This is a genomic window from Candidatus Villigracilis affinis (genome assembly GCF_016705895.1).
GTDB lineage: Bacteria > Chloroflexota > Anaerolineae > Anaerolineales > Villigracilaceae > Villigracilis > Villigracilis affinis.
Genome location: NZ_JADJKT010000004.1, coordinates 140526 through 164562, shown reverse-complemented (window position 1 = coordinate 164562; position 24037 = coordinate 140526). Strand labels below are relative to the sequence as shown.

Sequence of the window (24037 nt, the reverse complement as noted above, 5' to 3'; positions counted from 1 at the left end):
TTCCTTTATAATGAACATGGAAAGTGAATGTAAAAATGAAACTTACTCGTGTCCTTCTTTTCACCCTCATGCTTGCGCTGTCGGCATTTCAGTTCGCACATGCGCAAAGTAATGAGCCGCTTGCCGTTGTGATGACCGCCGAAGGCGCGATCATGCCGCCAATGCTGGAATATTTCAGGCGCGGCATCGAGACCGCCGAAGGTCTCAATGCGGAAGTGCTTGTCATTCAACTGAACACACCCGGCGGAAGCGTCGACACCATGCTGGATATGATCCAGGCGATGCGTGCCAGCAAAGTGCCGATCGTGGTGTACGTCTCGCCGAACGATGCGATCGCAGGGAGTGCAGGGGCTTTAATCACCATGGCAGGCCATGCCTCAGCCATGGCGCCCAAAACTGCCATTGGCGCAGCCAGCCCGATCGATAGTTCCGGTACTGATATCGAATCCACACTGGAAACAAAGATCAAGGAAATCTTGAAGGCGCGTGTGCGCACATTGGTAGAGGGGCGCGGCGCGGAGGCAACTCAGCTTGCCGAGGCCATGATCGATGAAGCCAAGGCTGTCACCGCTGATGAAGCGCTTGAAGCAAACCTGATCGATTTCGTTTCCGATGACACAGAAGACCTGCTCCAATCCCTGAATGGTTTCACTGTTCAAATGGATGACGGCAGCAAGATCAAACTCAATACTGAAAACATCCGCACAGAAGATCTGAATATCAGTTTCATCGAACAGCTATTGCTGATGCTGACCGACCCGAACATCGCCTTTCTGCTGCTCGCCATTGGTGTGCAGGGAATCTTGATCGAAATTTCCAGCCCCGGCGGCTGGTTCGCGGGCTTCCTCGGCGCGGTTTGTCTTACGCTGGCTGTATACGGCATGGGCGTGCTCACCGTCAACTGGTTCGGTTTTATCTTTCTGGTCATCGCCTTCGTGTTGTTCATCCTCGATATCAAGGCGGCCACACATGGCGCATTGACCACGGCAGGCGTGGCATCGTTCATTGTCGGCGCGCTGGTGTTGTTCAATTCACCGGGCACGCCGCAATTCCAACGTGTGTCTGTTCCGCTCGTGGTGGGCGTGGGACTTTTCATCGGCGCATTGTTCTTTGCAATTGTGCTGGTTGCCTTGCGCGCACGGCGTAATCCGATCCAGACCGGGGTTGAGTCGCTGCTTGGAAAAACAGGAACAGCTAAAACGTTCGAAGAAGAAACGGGACAAGTTCAATTGGGAAGCGAATTATGGAGCGCGGAAAAAGCCGCTGGGTCAGAATCCATTCGTAAGGGCGACCCTGTCGAAGTTGTCGAAATACGCGGATTGAGATTAATCGTGAAAAAGAAGTAGAGACACGGCGCTGCCGTGTCCGCATCAAGAGGACCTTATGCCTGCTACACCTACGAGAGACAGAGTCAAACCCGAAATAGAATCGCGCCCGCTGCGCCGCCCGGAATGGATCAAGGTGCGCGCGCCATCGGGCGAAACCTTCGAACGCCTGCAAGTGCTGATGCGTTCAAAAGAACTGCATACCGTTTGTGAAGAAGCGATGTGCCCGAACCTCGGCGAATGCTGGGGCAGCGGCACCGCTACATTTTTGATGCTCGGTGACGTATGCACGCGTACCTGTGCCTTTTGCGATATCAAACATGGCAAACCCGCATTGATGGATTGGGGCGAAGCCGAACGCGTGGCGCAGGCTGTGAAATCGATGAACTTGAAACACGCGGTCATCACATCGGTGAACCGCGATGAACGCCGCGATGGCGGTGCGCCGATCTTTGCAATGGTCATCCGACGCATCCGCGAAGTGCTGCCCGGTTGTTCCATCGAAGTGCTGATCCCCGATTTCAAAGGATCGATTGAAGCCTTAAAGATCGTGATGGATGCACGCCCTGAAATTTTGAATCATAATGTGGAAACCGTTCCGCGTTTGTTCAAGACCGTGCAGCCGCAGGACAATTACGAATGGGCCGCTGCGACACTCTCCAACGCCAAGAAACTCGACCCCGATGTGCTGACCAAATCGGGCATCATGCTCGGCCTCGGCGAAACCATGGACGAAGTGAAACAAGTGATGCGCGACCAACGCAGTTGGGGCGTGGATATTCTGACCATCGGCCAGTATTTGCAACCGAGCAAGAAACATCTTGCGATGGAACGCTATTACACAATGGAAGAATTCGCCGAACTCAAAGCCTTCGGCATGGAAATTGGTTTCAAGTGGGTCGAGTCGAATCCACTGGTGAGGTCGTCGTATCACGCCGCAGAGCAGGTCCGCGCGCTGAGCGTGGTGCATCGGAAGTTGTATGGAACTGTAAGTGAATAGTGAGTAGTAAGTAGTAGCTCCCGCATGACCAAAAGGTCGGCGGGAGTTTTTGTTATATATTCTCTACCCCTGATTACTGCTTCTTAGAATACAATTAACGAATAATGACTTCTTCCACCACATCATCCTACCGCATCAAGGGTCACTGGCTGTTACTCGCGCGTGGCGTCTGGATTATTCTAGCGATTATCACGGTTGTGATTTTTATCGCTGGCCTCAAAGGAATTAATACTTTCTGGCATCAACCATGTAACATTTTGACGCAGGAATATAAAGCATATTGTATTGCTTCAGAACAGGCAATAAACCAATTAGGCCTGCCAAAAGAGTTTTACGCCATCTACAACCCATTGGGGATGATGGTCGAGACGATACCCTGGATTTTGGTTGGAGTATTGATTTTCTGGAAAAAATCAGACGAACCGTTTGGACTTTTGTTCTCGTTGATGTTGGTGGTGGCGGGTACGTTCAATCTCGATCAGGTGCCTGGTAATGGGGCCAAGTATATCTATCCAGTTCTGTTGCCGCTCATAAGTGGAATGAACTTTATCGGACTCTTGCTTCTCATTCTATGGTATCGCTTTCCGGATGGTCACTTTGTACCATACTGGCTACGTTGGGTTGCGGTTGGGTGGGCAATCATCAATGCTATTTCACAATTTTTCCCCGACTCAGCGCTCAATTATGGGAACTGGCCTTCCCCATGGCCAAGCGGGATAGCAATCCTATTTGTGATTTCCCTTATCTATTCGCTGGTCTATCGCTACCATCATATTTCCGATCCAGTTCAGATACAGCAAATTAAATGGGTAGTGTTAAGCGCCAGCATAGCTGCAACAATTTTCTCAATTCAGATTCTGCTTGAGCTGCTTTTCAATTCGGGTGTCATCACCTGGGATTACGATTCATCAGCGATTTGGAACCTGACATATAATCCTGTTTTTTGGCTAAGCATCCTATTTGTAGCGGTTAGTATGGGCTTTTCGATCCTGCGGTACCGTTTATGGGATATTGACTTCATCATCAACCGCTCGCTGGTCTATGGTGCGCTCACTGCATTGCTTGCCGTGCTTTTCGGCGGAAGTTTGTTTATGGTTTCCCAACTCTTTCAAAATTTTTCAGGCGGGCCAATAGTTGCTGTTGCCGTATCTGCAACTGTATTTGGCTTAATCTTTCAACCCACCCATCGTCAAATTCAACGCTTCGTAGATCAGCGTTTCTATCACATCGAAATTGATTACCAAAAGGCGCCGCCCGACATTTCAACCAGCGGCAACACAGAAGTCCTGCGCCAAACCCGCTTCGGCGTATACGAGGATCTTGAGTTGATCGGGCGCGGCGGCATGGCGGATGTGTATAAATCCATCCATCCCCCTGGGCCCGTTGCCATCAAAATCCTGCCTGAACGTCTCAGCGCCGAAAATGAATTCCGTCAACGCTTTGCGCGCGAGGCTTTGGTCGTCTCTAAATTAAAACACCCCAACATCGTCCGCATCTTTGACTCCGGCGAACAGGACGGCAGGCATTACATGGTGATGGAATACCTTGTCGGCAAGGATTTGGATCGCCTGATCAAGAACAATGGCAAACTGCCGCTCGCTCAAGCTTTGCCGCTTATTCAGCAGATCGCGTCCGCGCTGGATTATGCACACATGCAAGGATTTGTTCATCGCGACATCAAACCTTCCAACGTCCTGCTGGATTCAAATGGCACCCGCGCCGTGTTGACAGATTTTGGCATTGCTAAAATCAATGATGCGCATACGGTCATGACGGTCACTGGTTATGTGTTGGGTACTTTTGATTACATCGCCCCGGAACAAATTCAAGAATCAGCCCACGTGGATGGCAAGGCGGATATTTACGCCCTCGGCGTGATGGTTTACCAAATGCTGACCGGAGAAATGCCATTCAAACACAGCAATCCCGGTGCGCTGCTGATCGCCCATTTGAATCAACCTCCGCCTAACGCTTGCGATATCCTGCCTGACCTGCCACATCATATCGCTGCTGCAATTCAACGGGCAATGGCAAAGAAACCAGATGAGCGATTTGCAACTGCAACGGAGTTTGCAATAGAAATCGCCTGACGCTGGCAAGGTCTTTGTATCACGCTGCGGAACAGGCAGTGCGCTGAGCTTGTCGAAGCGTCCGCGCGTTGAGTGTGGTGCATCGGAAGTTGTATGGGGAAGTGCCGTGAATAGTGAATAACTAAAAACATCCCGTCAAATTTGACGGGATGTTTTTTTATTGTCAAAAGCCTGGATCGGCTGTATAGTCAGTCTTTATATCTAACCTTAAAACTGGAGAGTGTTAATGAATGATGCCGAGTTGATTGAAAAAGTAAATATACTGCTGGATGCCCAAGCCGCCGCCGACAAATTCTCCGGCTCCGTGCTCATTGCCCGAGAAAACCAAGTCATCCTTACAGAAGCGCGCGGCTACGCAATTCATCCCAATATACTGCTTAATCAACCAGACACCAAATTCAACATCGCCTCTGTTACCAAAATGCTGACAGCCGTTGCTGTCATGCAGCTTGTCGCTGATGGGAAACTCGACCTGCATAAGCCGGTTGCGACTTACAACCCTGACCTGCCTCATGCCAGCGAAATCACCATCCACCAACTCTTAACACACACCGCGGGTTTTGACCGCTATTGGAACGATGCCTATCGTGCTGCGCGTTCAGACCTGCGCACCGTGAATGACTACCTGAAGTTGTTCGCCACAACTCCGCTTGAATTTCCACCTGGCACACGCCATCACTATGGCAATACCGGCTATGTTGTGCTTGGAGCATTGATCGAGCAGGTCACCGGGAAATCATATTATGACCATATGCGTGAGTCGATCTATCAACCATTGGGCATGCAAAATACAGATCACTTTGAAATGGATCTGCCTATCGCGAATTGCGCTGTGGGATACACCAACGACAATTGGTTTGGACCAGAGGATGGACAAAGGCGATCCAATCACTTTATCTATGCTGTTAAAGGCAGTCCTTCTGAACATTGCTTTTCAACCGTGCAGGATCTGTTCCTCTTTTGTCAGGCGCTCCAGAACGGTCGTCTGTTAGATGCCCATCATACAGATTTATGTTTTACCCCGCACGCAGCAGGTGAACAACCCGGAGTCAGTTATGGCTATGGCTTCCATATTATCGATGATGGCAAGCATGGACGCGTCATCGGTCATGGTGGGCGCGCCATGGGTGGTGATGCCTTTGCCTTAATGTATCGCGACCTCGGCTATACGGTTGTTGTCTTGTCGAATTATGATCGCCCAGCCGCACGCAATATTTATACTGGCATTGCCGATATGCTTATTACCTAACAGCGAAGCCGGTTTGAAGTTAAGTGCGGCGTATTAGAAATTGTATGGGAAATGAAAGTAAAAATTAATGAGTTAACGGTGACATAGAAAATAAAGGTAATTAAGACAAAATGACAATAGATAAACTCACACCAGAATTCGAGACATTTCAGGGAGAATTGAAGTCTTTTATCCTGCGCATGACTGCCAGTGTGCAGGATGCTGAGGATATTGTCCAAGAAACTTATATTAAGGCCCATGCAAAGCTGAACACCTTTCGAGGCGAGTCATCTTTGAAGACATGGGTCTTTAGCATTGCATCCAACCTTGCAAGGGATCTATTGAGAGCAAAGAAGAGATGGCCTGAAAATGTGACGGATATTTGCAGGGAGGAAGTGCTGGGCAATCGGCAATTTTTTCAGGAAGCTCTGCACATCCGCGAAACATCGCCGCAGGGAAATTTCGAGATCAAGGAGCATATTGCTTTTTGTTTTACATGTGTTTCCAGGTCTCTTCCGCTGGAACAACAGCTTGCCTTGCTTCTGAAAGAAGCATATGGTTTCTCAGTCAAGGAAACTGCCCAGATTCTTGATCAAACAGATGCCATGGTGAAATATTATTTACACACAAGTCGCAGCAAGATGATCGATATTTTCGACCACCGCTGTTCCCTGATCAACAAGCAGGGGATTTGTCACCAATGTACAGAGTTGAACGGCATCTTTAATCCCAAACAAAAGGCGCAGGAAGAACTGGTCAAGATCGAAATGGCAAAAGATGCTGAAAATAAGAGTAAAGAGGAATTGTTCGATCTGCGGATGAAAATCCTGCAGGAACTGGATCCGTTCGAATCCGGGGCAGCGGAGTTACAACTGCATCATTTGGAGCATAACAGGCAGGTCATGGAAAGATACCTGGAAGAAAAAGGGTAATTTGCCTATCATTTTTCTCCTTCAAATCGTCTAAATAAGAAAAGGAGTTACAAAATGAATAATGCACAGACAAACCCAAAGTCGCAGGCGGGAAAAGCCTTTACGAGCAAGACCATGTTCAGTCGGGAAACAAGTGTCAGTGTGAATATCGAAGCGGACCCATCCATTGTGTGGGCTTTGCTTACGCATGCATCCGATGTCCCGAGATGGAATTCCACTGTCGTTTCGATGAAAGGTGAGATCAAGGAAGGCGGGGCAATTGAGCTTAAGTCCACGCTGGATGAAAAAAGAGTTTTCAAATTAAAGGTGAAGGAATTTGTGCCGGAAAAACGGCTGGTTTGGGGAGACAGCATGGGCAGCCGTGTTTATACGCTTGACAAAAATGCGGGAGGCGTCCTCTTTACCATGTCCGAAAAGATCGGAGGTCCGCTTTTCCCATTGTTTGCTAAAATGATTCCATCATTTGATGAATCTTTTGAAAAATTCTCGGCAGATCTAAAAAAAGAAGCCGAAACGATTCAAGGCTCGAAAAAATAAACCAAAGGAAACCATCATGGAAAAAAGAACCAAAGACAACCCCTGGAAATTAAAAACACCTCCCCAAACATCCGACTATGAAATGTATGTGGATACGAAAGATGGGAAGGAAATTATTGTTTGCACGGTCGGAACAACTGTATTGCATTATGACTATCGTTGTCTTGCAGACCTGCACGCCATGTTAAAAAAGCATGGCGACTGGATGGAACTGGGCAGCAAGGATGAAAAGCAGGAAACTGTTGAAGGCACTGTAGAACACTGGGCACGTTCGTCGAAAAATCCCATTGGCGGCTGGTATGGACTTAAGAAAGGCTTCAAAGGGCGTTTTGCCATGTATATTCCGCCATTGATGGAAGCGTTGGGGCTTGCAGAAGTGGAGCATAATGCGCGAAACAATAGAATGAGGGCAAAATAGACATCCATTCGTTATAATAAGATTTGACCAGACTCGCCAAAAACTCTTACCGTTTTATATCTAGAAAGGATGCGCTCAATATGTTAAATCTAAATTCAGTCATGATCGGAACGAAACAACTCAAGGTATTATCAGCTTTCTACGAAAAGGTCCTCGGAAAGCCAGCGGACATGGTCGATCAAGACAATGGTTTCTACGGATGGCAGGTGGGCGGTACCTTTATGGGTGTATTGGAACATTCAGAAATGGGCGGCAACACCAAGGATCCGGGACGTGTGATGCTTAATTTTGAAACCACGCAGATCAAAGAAGAGTTTGAGAGAATCAAGGCGATTGGCGCTGTAGTCATCAAGGAACCCGGTGAAATGGGACAAGGCTGGATCGCTACCCTCGCCGACCCGGATGGAAACTACTTTCAATTGATGACTCCGATGGGATAGTCATTGGGAAGGCAGTAACAGGTAAATAGTGAGAAGTGAAAACCTCCCGCCGTTTGTTGGCAGGAGGTTTTTTTATATCTCATCTGGGGAATTTGAACTCGCCCGTAACTTTTTGCTTAGCATTTCGACTATAACTGATATAGATAGTCCAGTTTAAAAGGAAGGTAAGACAATGAACAAAATCACGAATATAAGTTTGAAGCGCATGACCTTGCGTGGCCTTTTAGTAGCTGCCTGTATCATCTCACTAGTGATGTTGCCGTTCTCGGCCAGTACCGCTCTTGCAGCCGCAGTGAACTACCAGCCTGTGTTAACCGCAACTCCTGTGAGCGGAACTGCGCCTCTTACAGTCAACTTCACAAGATCTGTCATCACCGATCCGAACGGCCCCATTATCAGCTACGTCACACTGAACTATGGGGACAGCAACCCAGGCGTATCTGGCACGCTTGATTTTGGAGATGGTACCCCGACATTCACCCTTAATCAAATTTCAAGCCATACCTACATACAATCCGGTGTCTATTTTGCCAATCTTACGGTGTTCTACGTTGATAACACCAGTGTTTCTACAACGCTCATCATCACTGTCAACCCCAGCGTGATCCCAGAGCAGTTGCCGCTGATAACCGCATCTCCGTCAAACGGTACTGCGCCATTGACTACCACCTTGACTAGTTCCGCTACCATGAATCCGAACGGCCCCATGATTAATTCCTATCAGGTGAACTATGGGGATGGAACCAGCAACCAGTTTATTTTGAACACTGGCAACGGTGTCACGTCATTTACTGGGACTTCAAGCCACGTCTACACCACTGCTGGCACCTACACCGCCACATTGACGGTAACTTACAATAATGCTGTCAGCGCCAGCGCCACGACCACGATCATCGTCAACCCCGTTGTCGATACTGTGTTACGAAGCACAGCGGTCAATCTCTCGGCCACGTTGAAAAAGACCACCGTCAACGTAAGCGGCACCGTCATTGTTCAAGACGGCAATGGTGTGTCCATTCCCGGTGCAGTGGTCTCCATAACCTGGGTCAAGCCAAATGGACGAATGGTCACACAAAACGCGAAAACAAACGCGAACGGTGTCGCCAAATTCAGCACCAGCGGAAACCTTGGCACTTTCACACTGACTGTCACCAATATTCGCAAAACAGGCTATAGCTTTGACAGTGTCAACAGCGTGTTGAGCGGGAGTATTACGAAGTAAGTACAAGGATTGAAAAAAAGAATATCAATCTCAACAAAAAGCCATCCTGCTGGTAAATAGCGGGATGGCTTTTTGTTGTCAAACCTACAGTACAGTTGTATATTTAAACCCAGCATATTGGAAAGCGTGTTTTTCTCATCACAAAGTTTTAACGAAAAAGGAACCTATCATCCATGAACATTCTCGAAACAGACCGTTTAATTCTCCGCAATGCAACCGCAGACGATGCTCCATTCATTCTCGATCTGCTGAACCAGCCTTCGTTCATTCGATTCATTGGAGACCGTGGAATCCGTGACCTGGATGGCGCGCGCGAATACATTCAAACCAGACTGGTCAAAAGTTATGACAGCCATGGCTTCGGGTTGTATTTAACCCTCTTGAAGGAAGGCGATATCCCCATTGGTATTTGCGGCCTGGTAAAGCGCGAAGGACTCGATGATGTGGATGTCGGCTTTGCATTCCTGCCGCAATACGAATCCAAAGGCTATGGATTCGAATCCGCTGCTGCAATCATGGACTACAGCAGGAACACACTGGGATTAAAGCGAATTGCAGGAATCACCACGACGGATAACCACAGATCGATCCGTCTGCTCGAAAAGCTGGGACTCAAATTCGAAAAGATGATCAAACTCCCGAACGACGATGAGGAGTTAAAGTTCTTCATACGCACGTTATAACCCGGCAATCGTTCAGTAAAACAAACAGTGAAAAACATAATCTTTTTTTAAGACAAGCGTACTTGTTTGTACAATCGATATGAGCTATCATCTTTAAGTCAGGGGCGCTGTTTGCCCCATAAACTGTTATCTCTTAAGAGGAGAAGAAATGAATAAACGTATCGTTTTCGTCCTGCTGACCCTCATCGTTGCCGCTTCGATGATGCTGTCTGCTTGTGGCCCCGCTGCCACCGAGGCCCCTGTTGTTACAGAAGCCCCCGCCACTGAGGCCCCCACCGAAGTCCCAACCGCTACCGAACCCCCTGCTCCTGCGATCGGCTCCCCGGAACACCCCATCAAAGTGTTGTTCGTCCCCTCCGTGGACGCGAACATCATCGTGACCGGTGGTGAAGTAATGGCAGCCGCTTTGAATGAAGCCACCGGCCTGACCTTCGAAGTGGTCGTCCCGACTTCTTATGCTGCGACCATTGAAGAAATGTGCGCCTCCCCTTCAGACACCATGGCGTTCATCCCCGGCCTTGGCTACGCTCTTGCCAGCCAATTGTGCGGCGTGGATGTTGCCTTCAAGGCCATCCGCTTCGGCTTCCCGGTTTACTGGGCTGAATACATTGTCGCCCGCGACAGCGAATACCAGACCCTTGCCGACCTCGAAGGCAAGACCTGGGGCTATGGCGATCAGGGCTCGACCTCCGGCTATATGGTCCCTGCTGTTGAACTCGCCGCTGCTGGCATCACCCCCGGTGAGCAGAAGCAGACCGGCGGTCACAACCAGACCGTCACCGCTGTGTACAACGGCGAAGTTGATTTCGGTACCGTCTTCTACAGCGTTCCGCTGACCCCCGAAGGCAAGCCTCTCTTTAGCTACGACGACTATGTCGCTGGCAAGATCACCAGCCTCGAACAGTATGAAATCGCCGCCGATGCCATTCCGAACTGCGCTCCCGATACCGAAGGCAAGAAACTCCTTTGCGACGGCTGGCGTGTTTTGGATGCCCGCGCGAACATCCGCGTTGAAGCCCCAGATGTAATGCAGAAGGTCCGCATCCTCGCTGTGTCTGCCGCGATCCCGAATGACACCCTGTCCTTCGGCCCCGAATTCCCTGCCGACCTGCGCGCCCAGATCGAAGAAGCTCTCCTCGCTTTCGCAGCAACTGAAGCCTGGGGCACCTCGATCGGTTCCGCAGATTTCTACGGCTGGTCTGGCATTGCTCCCGCCACCGATGCCGAGTATGACATGGTCCGCGCCATGGTCGCCGCTACCGGTTATCAGGCTCCCAAGTAATACAATGCAGCAGTAAATAAAATGGGCAGGGAGAATTTCTCTCTGCCCATTTTATATTCACACAAGTCATTTTTCCCGCTTATATCTTATAATCTGGCGAAAGCACAACGCACAATATCTTTACCAAAGATTGCGAGAAGCCACAATGCTCCAGGTAAAAAATCTCACCAAAATCTACGACGGGGGTGTCAAAGCGCTGGACAATGTCTCCTTTGAAGTACCCAAAGGACAGTTCCTGGCCGTGATCGGTTTGAGCGGCTCGGGGAAATCCACCTTGCTGCGCTGCATCAATCGGTTGATCGACCCAACAGAAGGCCAAATTTTATGGGATGGCGAGGATATCACTGCCGCATCCCCCGAGGAAATGCGCAACATCCGCCGCAAGATCGGCATGGTCTTTCAACACTTCAACCTCGTACATCGCTCCAAGGTCATCACCAATGTGCTGGCCGGGCGGCTTGGATACGTCAACCCTGCATGGAGTTTCCTCAACCGCTTCCCCAAAGAGGATATTGAAAAAGCCATCAAACAACTCGAACGTGTGGGGATCGCGGATAAAGCCGATCAACGCGCGGATGAACTCAGCGGCGGACAACAGCAACGTGTGGGCATTGCGCGCGCGCTCATGCAGGACCCAAACATGATCCTCGCCGATGAGCCGGTCGCCAGCCTTGACCCTGTCCTCGCGCACAGCATCATGAAACATCTCGAAGAGATCAACAAAAAAGACGGCGTGACCGTGTTGTGCAGCCTGCACTTCCTCGACCTGGTCCATCGTTACGCAGACCGTGTGATCGCTCTCAATCAGGGGCAGTTGGTATTTGAAGGCTACCCCAGAGATATCAACGACAAGAAATTCAAAGACATCTATGGCCGCGATGCAGAAAGGGTGGGATAAGCCATGAACGAAAAGAAATCATCCGCGTCCGCGTGGAAATCCATTCAGATCGGGCTGGCCGTGTTATTGGGGTTATTCGTCTACGCCTACGGTTTCGATGTCACCAAAGTCAACCTTGAAGAATTACGCAGTGAAAGACGTCAGGAAAGCCTCACCCGTGTCACCCGCACGCTGGCACAGCCTGACATCATTGGCTACGAACAACAACAGGCGATCGTGACCATGCCTTTGTATGTACCCTGCCCAGCAGGTGGCTTGCTCTCCACCCTACCCGAAGCAGATACCTCCGGCGCATACTTAACGATCAGCCCAGCCTGCGCCGCACCCGGCGAAACTGTTCAAGTGGAAGGGTTTAACTTTCCAAACAACATCACCGGTCCGATCCGCTTCATCCCCGGGAACGATCCTCTGAATGTAGTAGAACTCGGTCGTGAGTCGATCACCACCGACAGCGATGGACATTTTTCGGCTTCATTCCTTATCCCCGACCGTATCAGTGATGCGCCGCAATTCATCCGCGTGACCATCAGCGAGAGCGTCGGCAAACCGTACTTCACCCAAAATGCAAAAGACACCTGGGACAAGATCATTGAAACGGTATTCATGGCGTTGTTGGCAACCACCGCAGGGACAATCCTTGCCTTCCCCATTAGTTTCCTCGCCGCCCGCAATTTGATGAAATCCGTCCGCAGCCCGCTGACCAGTGTTTCGCTTTCCGTTTTGGGCTGGCCGATCGGCATGGGACTTGGGTATTTCGTGGTCAATCAGGTGGGTAAATTCACCATCCCACTTTCAGAAAACATCGTCGTCAGTTTGTTAAGTGTGATCGCAACGCCATTCATTTTTTGGTTCGCGATTCGCTGGGCACTACCGCAGGAGGAAATAAAAGTCCCCACACTTTCCGTGCGTCTGACACGCCTTCTCGTGATCTTCATTGCGATCCTCGTCGCATTTTTCGGCTTCTTCCAACTGGCCGGTTTGACCACCAGCATCAGCCTCGGCATTGAAAAGGCACTTGGATCTCTCGGCTTTTTGGCCACCTTCCTTTTCCAGGTCAGCGATATTTTACGAATCACAACACCTGCATTGGGCGCACTTGCCGCAGGCGGCGCACTCGCCAGCTTCCTTGGGCGCATCGGTCAGCGCACAGCCGAGAAAAGCCCCGCCGCGCGTGTAAAAACAATCAACTTCATCGTGGCATCACTGGCAGGCGCAACCATCTTCGGCTTAAGCGGCTGGCTGGTGGAATGGCTGTATCAGGTTGGGCGTGTTGAATACACCTTCTGGGGGCCGATCATCGTCGGCGCGGGGCTTGGTTTACTGCTTGCCTTTTTGACCAAACCCAAAGCCACATTGCCAACAGGCATGGTCGTCTACAGCATCACACGTACCATCCTCAATGCGCTGCGTTCCGTTGAAGCTCTCGTTATGGCGATCGTTTTCGTCATCGCGGTCGGCATCGGCCCATTCGCAGGCATGATGGCGCTTGGACTGCACACCATCGTCAGCCTCGCAAAACTCTATTCAGAACAGGTCGAAAGCATCATGCCTGGTCCGCTCGAAGCCATCACGGCCACCGGCGCAAATCGCCTGCAAACCATCATCTACGCCGTCATTCCGCAGATCATCCCGCCGTACATTTCCTACACCATGTACCGCTGGGATATCAACGTGCGCATGTCCACCATCATCGGTTTCGTGGGCGGCGGCGGCATCGGCTTCCTGCTTCAGCAGAATATCAACCTGCTCAACTACCGCGCCGCCAGCACCCAAATGCTTGCCATCGCGATCGTCGTCGCAAGCATGGACTACATTTCATCCGTGCTGCGCGAAAAGTACGTGTAAATTCAAATGGGTGCGACGCACCCTGTCAAAACGGTGCAGACTTTATTTGTCTGCGCCGTTTTTTATTACGATATAATGACTCGCGCTTCACGCTCCGCTGAAACCTGCTCTGCAACCCAATCATTTTCTCCCCGCACCATGACCCTGCCAAAATGACAAATTCCAAAAGAACCCATAAAAGTAAATTGAAATCCGCGCTCCTTGCAAGCCTTTTCATCCTCGCTGCTTGTGCACAACCAACCCCAACGCCGACAGAAGCCCCCACCTCAGGCGCTGACCCTGCCCCCTATTCAGCGACCATCTTCGAGGTTAAGTCAGATGCGAAGGCTTCCCAATCGCGGCTCGATGATGAACGTCCGAACATCATCTTCGTTCTGACCGATGATCAGCCGTATGAAACCGTCCAATATATGCCGACCGTGCGCGATGTGTTGATGAAGGATGGCGTGAATTTCGAAAATGGATTTGTGACCACGCCACTGTGTTGCCCGAGCCGTTCAAGTATTTTGACGGGAGAGTATGCGCACAATCATCAAGTGCTGACCAATCGCATGCCGCTCGGCGGCGCGCCCAAACTCGATGACTCATCCACGATCGCAACCTGGATGAATGATGCGGGCTATCGTACTGCGTATTATGGAAAATATTTGAACGCCTACGAAGACCTTAAACCGTATGGGTATGTTCCGCCAGGCTGGGATGAATGGGCGACCCTGCTGGACGCGGCTTTTTACAACTACAATATTTCCGTCAACGGAAATGTGGAAACGCACGGCGATACCCCCGAGGATTTTTGCGCCGATATAACCACGCGCAACGCCGTCGACTTCATTGCAGAATCAAAAGACGAACCATTTTTCATGGTGGTGGGATATTACAATCCGCACTCGCCTTATTTTTGGGCGCAGCGGCACGACGAGCAATTCCGCGCGAATTCGGCGCTGACAGCGGAACCTTATAGAAACCCAAGTTTCATGGAAGAAGATCGCAGCGACAAACCCCAGTATTTGCAGGATCTCAATTCGATCGCGGTCAGCAAGATCGATATCACCTACAAACAGATCCTGCGCTCCCTGCTTTCCGTGGATGATGGGGTCGCATCCATTTTGAATGCGCTCGATAAAACAGGTCTGCGTGAAAAAACGATCATTGTCTACCTTTCAGACAACGGATTGACAGTGGGCGATCATGGCTTTGGCCTGACGAAGAATTGCGCGTACGAAAGCTGTATCCGCGTGCCATTCATTATGTATGCGCCGGGCATGTTCCCCGCCCGCACTGAATCTAGTTTCGTTGCAAATATTGACCTCGCCCCCACATTCGCGGATCTGGCAGGCTTCACCGCACCCGATACGGTAGACGGTACCAGCCTGCTGCCTTTGCTAAAAAACGAAAATATCACCTGGCGCGATGACCTGCTCTTCGAACACTGGCCCACCGAGGATGGAGTCGGCGCGGACATCCCGGAGTTTTACGCAGTAAGAAACGCCGAGTGGAAGTACGTGGAATACTCCACAGGTGAAAAAGAACTCTACGACCTGGTGAATGACCCGTACGAATTGAACAACCTCGCAGGTCAGCCCGAGTATGCGGAGATGCAGGCGCAATTGGAACAGCGCTTGATCGAATTGAAAAAGGAATAAACACAAAAGAGAACGGCCATATGGCCGTTCTCTTTTGTGTTGAATGAATAATGCGCCTTACGCAATGTCGTTCTGAGCAAAGCGAAGAACCTCAGATTTCAGGAGTAGAGACCCTTCGCTACGCTCAGGGAATCATGATTGGGTACACAGAGCAAATGAATAACATGAAATATTAATTATCCATCTGTATCTTCATCTTATATTTCTTGACCGCACGCCAGCCCACCAGCATCTTTTCCTTCTCATCCCATAAGCGGAAGTACAACGACTTCAAGCTGTCTCTAAAAGTAAGCGGCTGGATCTGAAAGATCGGATTCTCGTTATGGCATTCCTCCAGTTTGTAATTGGGGATCTTCGGGCTGAGGTGATGAATGTGATGGAACCCGATATTACCGGTAAACCACTGCAACACCTTCGGAAGTTTGTAGAACGAACTGCCGTCCATGCCTGCCTTGAAGAACTCCCAATTCTGGTGGCGCTCCCAGTAGGTGGGCTCAAAGTTGTGCTGAACATAGAATAGCCAAACACCCGCGCCACAAGCCATCAGCAAAATGGGGATTTCAACCAGCAGATAAGCCTGCCAGCCGATGTGATAGATCGTCCAGCCGACAAAGCCGAGCAGGGCGATGTTCGTCCAGGTCACGCTGTTTTTTTCGCGTTTGCCTGAACCCTTTTCCCAGAAGCGATGTGTGAACACAAAGACGATCAACGCACCTACGGTGAACAGAATAACGGGGTTGCGCATCACACGATAACCGAATTTCTTGTACCACGGTGCGGCGAGGTATTCCTCCACCGTCATGGTATAGACATCGCCAATGCCGCGGCGGTCGAGATCACCGGCAGTGGCGTGGTGAATGGCATGAGAATGCTTCCAGGCATAGTAGGGGGTCCACACGGCTACGCCGAGCAGCAAGCCCAGGCGGTTGTTCGCCAGCGGGGTCTCAAAGAACGATCCGTGACAGCAATCGTGGAAGATGATGAACATCCGCACCATGAATCCGGCGGTGGGGATCGTGATCAAAAGCGTAAGCCAGTACCCGACTTCAAGGCTACGGTATGCCAGATACCACAACACAAAGAAGGGAACAGCCGAATTCAATACTTGCCATATACTGCGCCAGGTTTCAGGGTAGGCGTATTTCGAAACAATGGATTGCCATTTTACTTTTCCAATGCTCATATTAATCTCCTTTAGTAAAATCGATTATCTTCGAATTTATTTGGTAGGCCAGGCTTGAGCCTGACATTTTTTGAAAATGCGGCGATAACGGGTTAAGAACCCGTCCAACGAACTGACATCAGTAAAGGGAAAGCACGGGCTTGATGCCGTCTTTATTTCTGTACTTTAATCATACTCCGATATTCCAAATATGCCGTAACTCCGTTGATCCAGTTTTGCAGACCGTCAATGCGGATAGTGGTGGCTTCACAATTGCTGAAGATCCCGCCGCCGAATTTTTCAGTGATCTCCTCATTGATGGTCCAGCCGCAATTATTATGCGGCAACTGGCGCGCCTGCACAAAGGTGATAAACGTACGGATTTCAGGATCCAGCCGTTCGTGGCCAGCATTTGAAAGATAAAGGGCCTGTGCAAGCGATGCAAGCGACTCGATCTTCGTCGCCGTGGACATGCTGGTGTTTTTCAGATCAAGAGAACGGACTTCCCCTAAAATGATCGTATCCGCGATCTGCTCCCCGTACGCCTGGTCTGCCTTCGTGAGTGAATCGAGACGAGCCAACAGGCCGAGTCCGTAGCTATGCCAGTGATCTTCGGTGACAGGCTGTGTGATCATGAAATCATTCACTTCATGCGCCTGCTTAAGCCAGAAATCATTCCCTGTCATTTCATAAAGCTGTGCCAGCGCAAACAAGCTCTGACCAGGAAAATAGGATACAAAAAAATCATCATCCACCGTGCCGCCGAAGTGAGGGTCATATGAATGATAGAACCCGCCTTCCGGTTTGCGCATGGAGACGATGAAATAGCCAAGGTCAATTGCAGTTTCAAGCAAATTGCGTTCGTGCAGAATAAGTTCCCCAGTGGCCTGCCAGCGTTTGTAAATGGCATCCACTGTCATTGCCGCGCCGCCCAGTTGACAGGTACCTTCCGTGTAAAGACAGGTCCCTTTGAAATGCGCAGGGTCTGTGACGAGCAAGTCCAAATAATGGTCGAGCGCGAGGTCGGCGGCACTACAGTATTTCAGATCTCCTGAAACCCTGCACACTGTGAAGAGCGCGCCTGTTCCTGAGATCAAACGGATATGTGAAGGGGAAAACGAACGTTCGCCTGTCACAAAATCCACTTGATAGGAAAGCTCGCCGTTCGTAAGCTGCTGCCGCACAAGATAATCTCCCGCTGCAAGGATCGAATCCTTCAACGGGTCATCTGCAATGGGAATGGTTTCGGGAATTCGCGCAGGGGTCCAGGTGGATGTCGCTGTTACATTCACCGCCACGGTTGGAGTGTCTGCGGGCGGGGTGACGCGGCTGGATCTGAAGAACAGCAAACCCGCCAGCGCAAAAACGAGCACAGCGATTAGTCCGATTTTTTTCTGCTGCGGCGACATGGATTATGAGTTCGGGGATTTCAATGAGATCATTTGCGAAAGTTCTTGCACAGATAAATCGGCCAGCGATGAAACTGTCAGGTCGCCGGAGACGCCGAGGCTTTTCGTCAGCGGGTTTGGCACAGCCACCGCGAAAATGCCCGCGCGGCGGGCGGCCAGCACACCATTCGGAGAATCTTCGAAAACCACCGCTTCGGTGTTTTGAACCTTGAGCACTTCCAGCGCCTTCAAATAAATATCGGGGTTGGGTTTGGTTCGGCCGGGCGCCACATCATCCTGACAGATGATGTATTTAAAATAATGAAAGATACCGAGTCGTTTTGCGTGCGTATCCACCCATGAATGCGGTGAACTGGAACCAATGGCAACTTGCACACCCAGTTCGCGGGCCTGCTCGATCAAACCGACCACCCCGGGCAAAATCGGGCTCGCATGGATGATCGCATCCGCTTCTTTTCGGTAGCGGCTGCGCATTGAAACAGGATCCAGCCGTCCCGAAGAAAGAAGCGCCAGATGTACCGCCGCATCAAAGTTCGAGAGCCCATATCCGCCAACCGTTTTTTTCCATTCATCCACGGGTAATTCAAATCCATGATCGCGATAAATGGATTGCCATACCAAAACCTCGGGCGTCTCGGTGTCGAGGATCAGTCCGTCAAAATCAAAGATAAGTGCTTTTAGCATTTTATGGAAACCGCCTTACGAATTCAGAGATTGCTTCCCAGCCCTTGAGCTTGTTCGAGCTTGCCAATTTCAAAGATTCCATCATTCCAACGATCGCCGTTTTCATGGACCTGTATTCGCGTTCCGCTTCAGAAAGCGTATTGAAGAAGCGCGTGTGATCCATCCATCCATAAAAATTGCACGATACGGAAATAAAGGTCTTGCCGCGTTTCAGTGTGATGCGCGCACCGAGATTGTGTTCTTCATCATAAAGAATGAGATCGCCCGCAGCACCTGTTTTACCAATACTGCGGCCGCCATCATATGTGACCCAATTACTCATCTACATCCATTCTACTAATCCGTGAAGCAGGTACACCCACATTTGTGGGAACAGTACGCGCAGCCGTCTGGCCTTCCTTGATCAAACGCGCCAGATGTTTCACCATTACCGCCTGACGTGACGAAGCCTGCGCGCCGAGGTCTGCCAGCACAGGTTCGAGCCATGCTTCATACGAACGCACATTCAAATAAACTTTGCGCCCGCGGCGATCTGGCAGCCCAGCCACCAGCGCCGATATTTTTTCACTCACATTCTGTTCATCAGGATGAATGAGCGGTGTCAGCACAACTCCATACATGCCCGCGGTTACACTGGCATAACATTTCAAATTCTGACTCACAAACCCGATCACTCGATTCGGCGCAGGCTCAACAGGATGCAGCAACGGCGGCACGATCTGATAATGCAGACTCTGCACCGCAGGCAAGTCCAACGAACGGGTGCGCCTCCAACTTAAGCTGGAAGCTGGTTCTGTTTTCTCAAGCAGACTCACATCCCAAAGCCTCTGCCAGGCATAGACGGAAAATCCCGCCATGCGCAACGCCGGGAAAACATCGCTTGATTCATCCACTTCAGCCAATACATGGAAAGCCATCCACTCGCCCGCCTGGGCGGCAAGATGTTCGATCAATGCAGGCAGGGTCGGGTCGGCCAAGTTGGATGAAGGTGCAAGATACAATAACTTCGCAAACGTTTCACCGCGGGTGTGGATTACTCCGCCCAACAGGGCGGTATCGCCGCCGTTCGAGATCGCCGCATACAAATGACGTGCGGGATTTATATAAGCCAGCAATCCCATTGCCCCAAGGGGATGACCACGCGTGAGTGCACGCGCGCTATCGAGGGTCAAGACATTATTTCGATATCGCGTAATAACAGGCAGATCAAGCAGGTCGAGAGGGCGAATGGACATTTTTTATACCGCAGGGGGCACAGCCATGCTGTGCCCCCTGCAATTTACGATGCTAAAGAAATAAAATACTCGTGGAAACGCGTATCATCGGTCAATTCAGGATGGAAGGAAGTCGCCAGCAAATGGCCTTCCTGCGCCGCAACAATGCGGCCATCTTCCAAAGCAGAAAGCACCCGCGCATTCCCATACACCGACTCAATGATGGGCGCACGGATGAACACCGCGTGATACGGATGTTCCGTACCGGTCACTTTCATTAATTCGTCGATCTCAAGGTCCGTTTCAAACGAATCAACCTGCCTGCCAAATGCATTGCGCTGGACTTTGATATCCATCAGGCCCAACAAAGGCTGGTCACGCCCGATATCCTTTGAAAGGAAGATGGCTCCCGCACAGGTTCCCCAAATGGCATGGCTTTTTCCAAATTGTTGAATGGGCTCGATCAAGCCATACGCAACGGCCAGTTTTCCAAACGTCGTCGATTCGCCACCGGGCATAATCAGCCCGTCGAGTCCATCAAGATGTTTTGGCAGGCGCACTTCAGCCGTCTCCACGCCAATTCGTTTCAGCATGGTGATATGTTCCGCAAAATCGCCCTGAAGGGCGAGGACACCGATTTTCATTTTCAAATTCCGTAGGAACACGGCGATGCCGTGTTCCTACAATAGTTTACCAACCACGAACAGCGAGTTTTTCGCTTTCAGGCATGTGTGCGGCATTGCGTCCCACCATGGCTTCGCCGAGGTTCTTGCTCACTTCGGCAAGGATGGAGGCATCCTGATAATGGGTCACAGATTTGACGATGGCCGCGGCGCGTTTGGCAGGGTCACCGCTCTTGAAAATGCCAGAGCCGACGAATACACCGTCTACGCCGAGCTGCATCATCAAGGCTGCATCGGCGGGAGTTGCAACACCACCCGCCGCAAAATTGACAACAGGCATACGTCCGAGAGTCTTCACTTCCTTCACCAATTCATACGGCGCGCCGTTGTTCTTGGCAAAGGTCATCAACTCTTCATCGTCCATCACCTGCAAATGCTTGATCGAACCGATCACCGAACGGGCATGGCGCACAGCTTCCACCACATCACCAGTACCAGCTTCACCCTTAGTGCGGATCATCGCGGCGCCTTCACCAATGCGGCGCAAGGCCTCGCCAATGTTACGGCATCCGCAAACGAACGGCACTTTGAAGTTGTGCTTCAAAATATGATGTTCTTCATCAGCAGGAGTCAACACTTCGGATTCATCAATATAGTCAACGCCGATGGATTCCAAAATCTGCGCTTCCACAAAATGTCCAATGCGGCACTTCGCCATAACAGGAATGCTGACCGCATCAATGATCTTCAAGATCATGTCAGGGTCAGACATGCGCGCCACACCGCCGTCTGCACGAATGTCAGCAGGGACGCGCTCCAAAGCCATCACCGCGCACGCACCCGCATCTTCTGCGATCTTGGCTTGCTCGGCATTCACCACGTCCATGATGACGCCGCCTTTTAACATTTGGGCCAAACCCTTTTTCTCAGTCCATGTACCAGTTTTTGATTCCATTTTTATACGCTCCTTTAATTAATGCGTGTGAATTCTACCATGCAGATATATTTAAATCATAAGAGGGTCGTAAGCATCTTTCCCATCGTCCATATACTCAAAAAAAGCGAAAAAAACAGCGGAAGGGTGCTATTTATACCAATAAACCCGTAGCAAAAACCAATGTAATAGTTGCACATCTTGACCATTTCGGTTCCACAACTATAATAATGTGTAATTGGATTAGCAAGTGAAAGATTTTATGCCAAAAAATGCCCGTAATACAAACTCTCCTTTTTTCACCTCAACAGCGTCGTCAAACAGTGAACTTAATGTAGGCCAGCGACTGCGCATTATTCGTGCAGAACGAGGACTTTCGATCAAAGTATTAGCTGAATTAAGCGGGTTGAATGTCAATACACTCAGCCTGATCGAAAACGGACGGACATCACCAAGTGTCAATACACTTCAACAATTATCACAGGCCCTGCAAATACCAATCACTTCATTTTTTGAAAATAACCGCGGCCATAGCACGATTGTTTTCCAGAAATCGGGAGAAAGACCTCAGTCCATTTTTTCTCAGGGGGAAGTAGCGGACCTGGCTTCGGGGATGTCGCACTTTGGGGCGGAGCCAGTCATTATTACACTGAATCCCTATGCCGACAGCGGACGGACTCCGATTGTCCACACCGGGCGTGAGTTTGTCTTTTGCATCGAAGGAAAAATCATCTACACGGTGGAGGATAAAACCTATATTCTCGAGCCTGGCGACAGCCTGATCTTTGAAGCATATCTTCCTCATCAATGGAAGAATCCCAACGCAACGCCATCTCGTGCGCTGCTGATTCTGTGCGCAATGGATGAGCGCGAAAACCCAAGCGACAGGCACTTTTTGAAATAATCGCAAGGGTTCAATTCCCAAGTAAAAAACCTAAATGCATTCTCCTGGGTTTCTGATGTTCCCGTTGGGCAACGGGAACATCAGTTCTTAAAGGGCTTGACTTAAATTTGAATCTGATTACAATTAGTACAATGATACAATTAGTACAATCAGGATGCGATTTATGACAGAGAAGAAACTCACCCTTCGGCTTGATTTCCATTCAGGCCTTCCTATTTACACTCAAATCGTTAACCAGATACAAAGTCAGCTGGCAAATGGGAGGTTGAAACCCGGCGACCAGCTACCCACGGTCCGTGCGCTGGCGCAGGAATTACGAGTCAACTTCAATACTGTGGCGCGTGCATATCGTATATTGGATGAAGCCAGAATCATTTCCACTCAACAAGGACGCGGCACATATATTACAGAGATACCACCACCAAACATCAGTGAAAAGTTACGGAATGAATCACTTGAAGCATTGACTCAACGATTCATCAACGAAGCCTTTCGACTGGGCTTCTTCGAAAAGGAGATCAGCCAAATGGTTAGAGACAGTTTGAAGGTCAGGAAAGAAGCGCAAAACAAACAGAAGGAGAATGCAAAATGAACACAAATCTATTTAAGTCGTTAATCGAAAAGAACAAACAATCAAAAGATGATCAACACATTTCGCCGATTGCCATAACAATATTCACAGTGTTTCTGTTGATTGCAATACTTGGTGCAGTGATTGGCGATGGTCGATTTCCAGATGCAGTGATCGGAGTTTGGGTATTTGGCCTGACCATGATCGGCACGTATTTTCTCTTTGCACTGAAGGTTGCGTCGCAATGGGAAAAAGCCGTTGTACTGCGTTTGGGGAAATTCCATGGCTTGAAAGGGCCCGGTGTGTTTTGGTTGATTCCGATCATTGATAACGCCACAATGTGGATTGATCATCGTGTGATGGTCACATCCTTTTCAGCGGAAAAGACTCTCACCAAAGATACCGTGCCAGTGGACGTGGATGCCGTATTGTTCTGGGTGGTGTGGGATGCGGAGAAAGCCGCGCTTGAAGTAAAGGATTACCAGAGCGCGATTTCGTGGGCAGCACAGACCGCACTGCGTGAGATCATTGGGCAAATGTCGCTCGCCGATATTCTGGTCGGCCGCGCAAAAATGGATGAAGAGCTACAGAAGATCATTGACGAGCGCTCCACACCCTGGGGCGTAACCGTACAATCTGTGGAGATTCGCGATGTGGTAATCCCTCAGGTTCTAGAGGACGCCATGTCGCGCCAAGCGCAGGCAGAACGCGAACGACAAGCCCGCGTGATCCTCGGCGAATCAGAGCAACAGATCGCAGCTTCGTTTGCCGAAGCATCGCAAGCGTACATCAATAATCCCACCGCGCTCCATTTGCGTGGGATGAACATGCTGTTTGAAGGCCTGAAAGAAAAAGGCGCGCTCGTGATCGTTCCATCCTCCGCTGTGGACACGATGAATCTCGGCGGTCTCAGTGGAATGGTTTCGCTGGCGCAAAATAACCTACCAAAAGACAAGTAAATCGTTTCACGTGAAACGAAACAGAAAAGAGAAA

24 protein-coding genes are annotated in these 24037 nt (G+C 50.1%); 17 read left to right on the top strand and 7 right to left on the bottom strand.

The window, feature by feature from the left end; all coding sequences use genetic code 11:
• Positions 1–35 precede the first annotated feature (35 nt).
• The 14 genes from IPI86_RS02135 to IPI86_RS02070 all read left to right on the top strand — a co-directional run bounded on the left by IPI86_RS02135 (position 36) and on the right by IPI86_RS02070 (position 15543).
• Complete coding sequence (locus tag IPI86_RS02135) at positions 36–1346, top strand: nodulation protein NfeD (RefSeq protein WP_345296332.1); 1311 nt, start codon at positions 36–38, stop codon at positions 1344–1346.
• Positions 1347–1383: 37 nt separating this feature from the next.
• Positions 1384–2325: a lipoyl synthase gene (gene lipA / locus IPI86_RS02130; RefSeq protein WP_345296331.1), complete on the top strand. Its 942-nt coding sequence runs from the start codon at positions 1384–1386 to the stop codon at positions 2323–2325.
• A 104-nt stretch (positions 2326–2429) separates the two neighbouring features.
• Positions 2430–4415, top strand: coding sequence for a serine/threonine-protein kinase (locus IPI86_RS02125; protein WP_345296330.1), 1986 nt, complete (start codon positions 2430–2432; stop codon positions 4413–4415).
• A 226-nt stretch (positions 4416–4641) separates the two neighbouring features.
• Positions 4642–5664, top strand: a complete 1023-nt coding sequence (locus IPI86_RS02120; RefSeq protein ID WP_345296329.1) for a serine hydrolase — start codon at positions 4642–4644, stop codon at positions 5662–5664.
• Positions 5665–5774: 110 nt separating this feature from the next.
• On the top strand, positions 5775–6575 hold the full coding sequence (locus IPI86_RS02115; RefSeq protein ID WP_345296328.1) for a sigma-70 family RNA polymerase sigma factor: 801 nt from the start codon (positions 5775–5777) through the stop codon (positions 6573–6575).
• 54 nt (positions 6576–6629) lie between these two features.
• Entirely contained in the window at positions 6630–7112 is a 483-nt protein-coding gene (locus tag IPI86_RS02110) for an SRPBCC domain-containing protein (protein ID WP_345296327.1), read from the top strand.
• 16 nt (positions 7113–7128) lie between these two features.
• Positions 7129–7530 carry a DUF6855 family protein gene (locus IPI86_RS02105; RefSeq protein WP_345296326.1) on the top strand — a complete coding sequence of 134 codons (402 nt, stop codon included), beginning with the start codon at positions 7129–7131 and terminating at the stop codon, positions 7528–7530.
• 80 nt (positions 7531–7610) lie between these two features.
• Positions 7611–7970 carry a VOC family protein gene (locus tag IPI86_RS02100; RefSeq protein WP_345296325.1) on the top strand — a complete coding sequence of 120 codons (360 nt, stop codon included), beginning with the start codon at positions 7611–7613 and terminating at the stop codon, positions 7968–7970.
• A gap of 172 nt (positions 7971–8142) precedes the next feature.
• Positions 8143–9192 carry a PKD domain-containing protein gene (locus IPI86_RS02095; protein ID WP_345296324.1) on the top strand — a complete coding sequence of 350 codons (1050 nt, stop codon included), beginning with the start codon at positions 8143–8145 and terminating at the stop codon, positions 9190–9192.
• Between the two features lie 173 nt (positions 9193–9365).
• Entirely contained in the window at positions 9366–9875 is a 510-nt protein-coding gene (locus IPI86_RS02090; RefSeq protein WP_345296323.1) for a GNAT family N-acetyltransferase, read from the top strand.
• Between the two features lie 148 nt (positions 9876–10023).
• A complete protein-coding gene (gene phnD / locus IPI86_RS02085) occupies positions 10024–11157 on the top strand; it encodes a phosphate/phosphite/phosphonate ABC transporter substrate-binding protein (RefSeq protein WP_345296322.1) in 1134 nt (377 codons plus the stop codon).
• A 145-nt stretch (positions 11158–11302) separates the two neighbouring features.
• Positions 11303–12055: a phosphonate ABC transporter ATP-binding protein gene (gene phnC, locus IPI86_RS02080; protein ID WP_345296321.1), complete on the top strand. Its 753-nt coding sequence runs from the start codon at positions 11303–11305 to the stop codon at positions 12053–12055.
• A gap of 3 nt (positions 12056–12058) precedes the next feature.
• Positions 12059–13900: an ABC transporter permease subunit gene (locus tag IPI86_RS02075; protein ID WP_345296320.1), complete on the top strand. Its 1842-nt coding sequence runs from the start codon at positions 12059–12061 to the stop codon at positions 13898–13900.
• 185 nt (positions 13901–14085) lie between these two features.
• Complete coding sequence (locus IPI86_RS02070) at positions 14086–15543, top strand: sulfatase (RefSeq protein ID WP_345296319.1); 1458 nt, start codon at positions 14086–14088, stop codon at positions 15541–15543.
• Positions 15544–15715: 172 nt separating this feature from the next.
• Here IPI86_RS02070 and IPI86_RS02065 read toward each other — a convergent pair whose 3' ends face one another.
• The 7 genes from IPI86_RS02065 to pdxS all read right to left on the bottom strand — a co-directional run bounded on the left by IPI86_RS02065 (position 15716) and on the right by pdxS (position 21590).
• Entirely contained in the window at positions 15716–16726 is a 1011-nt protein-coding gene (locus IPI86_RS02065; protein ID WP_345296318.1) for a fatty acid desaturase, read from the bottom strand.
• 152 nt (positions 16727–16878) lie between these two features.
• Complete coding sequence (locus IPI86_RS02060) at positions 16879–18114, bottom strand: hypothetical protein (RefSeq protein WP_345296317.1); 1236 nt, start codon at positions 18112–18114, stop codon at positions 16879–16881.
• A 3-nt stretch (positions 18115–18117) separates the two neighbouring features.
• Positions 18118–18798 (bottom strand): HAD family phosphatase, encoded by a 681-nt coding sequence (locus IPI86_RS02055; RefSeq protein WP_345296316.1) that lies wholly within the window; start codon positions 18796–18798, stop codon positions 18118–18120.
• Position 18799: 1 nt separating this feature from the next.
• Positions 18800–19120, bottom strand: a complete 321-nt coding sequence (locus IPI86_RS02050) for a hypothetical protein (protein ID WP_345296315.1) — start codon at positions 19118–19120, stop codon at positions 18800–18802.
• Positions 19113–20033 carry a hypothetical protein gene (locus IPI86_RS02045; RefSeq protein WP_345296314.1) on the bottom strand — a complete coding sequence of 307 codons (921 nt, stop codon included), beginning with the start codon at positions 20031–20033 and terminating at the stop codon, positions 19113–19115. The genes IPI86_RS02050 and IPI86_RS02045 overlap by 8 nt, the downstream gene beginning before the upstream one ends.
• Positions 20034–20077: 44 nt before the next feature.
• Positions 20078–20656 (bottom strand): pyridoxal 5'-phosphate synthase glutaminase subunit PdxT, encoded by a 579-nt coding sequence (gene pdxT, locus IPI86_RS02040; protein WP_345296313.1) that lies wholly within the window; start codon positions 20654–20656, stop codon positions 20078–20080.
• Positions 20657–20702: 46 nt separating this feature from the next.
• Positions 20703–21590 (bottom strand): pyridoxal 5'-phosphate synthase lyase subunit PdxS, encoded by an 888-nt coding sequence (pdxS, locus tag IPI86_RS02035; protein WP_345296312.1) that lies wholly within the window; start codon positions 21588–21590, stop codon positions 20703–20705.
• 229 nt (positions 21591–21819) lie between these two features.
• Between pdxS and IPI86_RS02030 the strand changes: the two genes are divergently transcribed.
• The 3 genes from IPI86_RS02030 to IPI86_RS02020 all read left to right on the top strand — a co-directional run bounded on the left by IPI86_RS02030 (position 21820) and on the right by IPI86_RS02020 (position 24003).
• Positions 21820–22473 (top strand): cupin domain-containing protein, encoded by a 654-nt coding sequence (locus IPI86_RS02030; protein ID WP_345296311.1) that lies wholly within the window; start codon positions 21820–21822, stop codon positions 22471–22473.
• 163 nt (positions 22474–22636) lie between these two features.
• Complete coding sequence (locus tag IPI86_RS02025; RefSeq protein ID WP_345296310.1) at positions 22637–23065, top strand: GntR family transcriptional regulator; 429 nt, start codon at positions 22637–22639, stop codon at positions 23063–23065.
• Positions 23062–24003: a slipin family protein gene (locus IPI86_RS02020; protein ID WP_345296309.1), complete on the top strand. Its 942-nt coding sequence runs from the start codon at positions 23062–23064 to the stop codon at positions 24001–24003. The genes IPI86_RS02025 and IPI86_RS02020 overlap by 4 nt, the downstream gene beginning before the upstream one ends.
• The last annotated feature ends 34 nt before the right edge of the window (positions 24004–24037 follow it).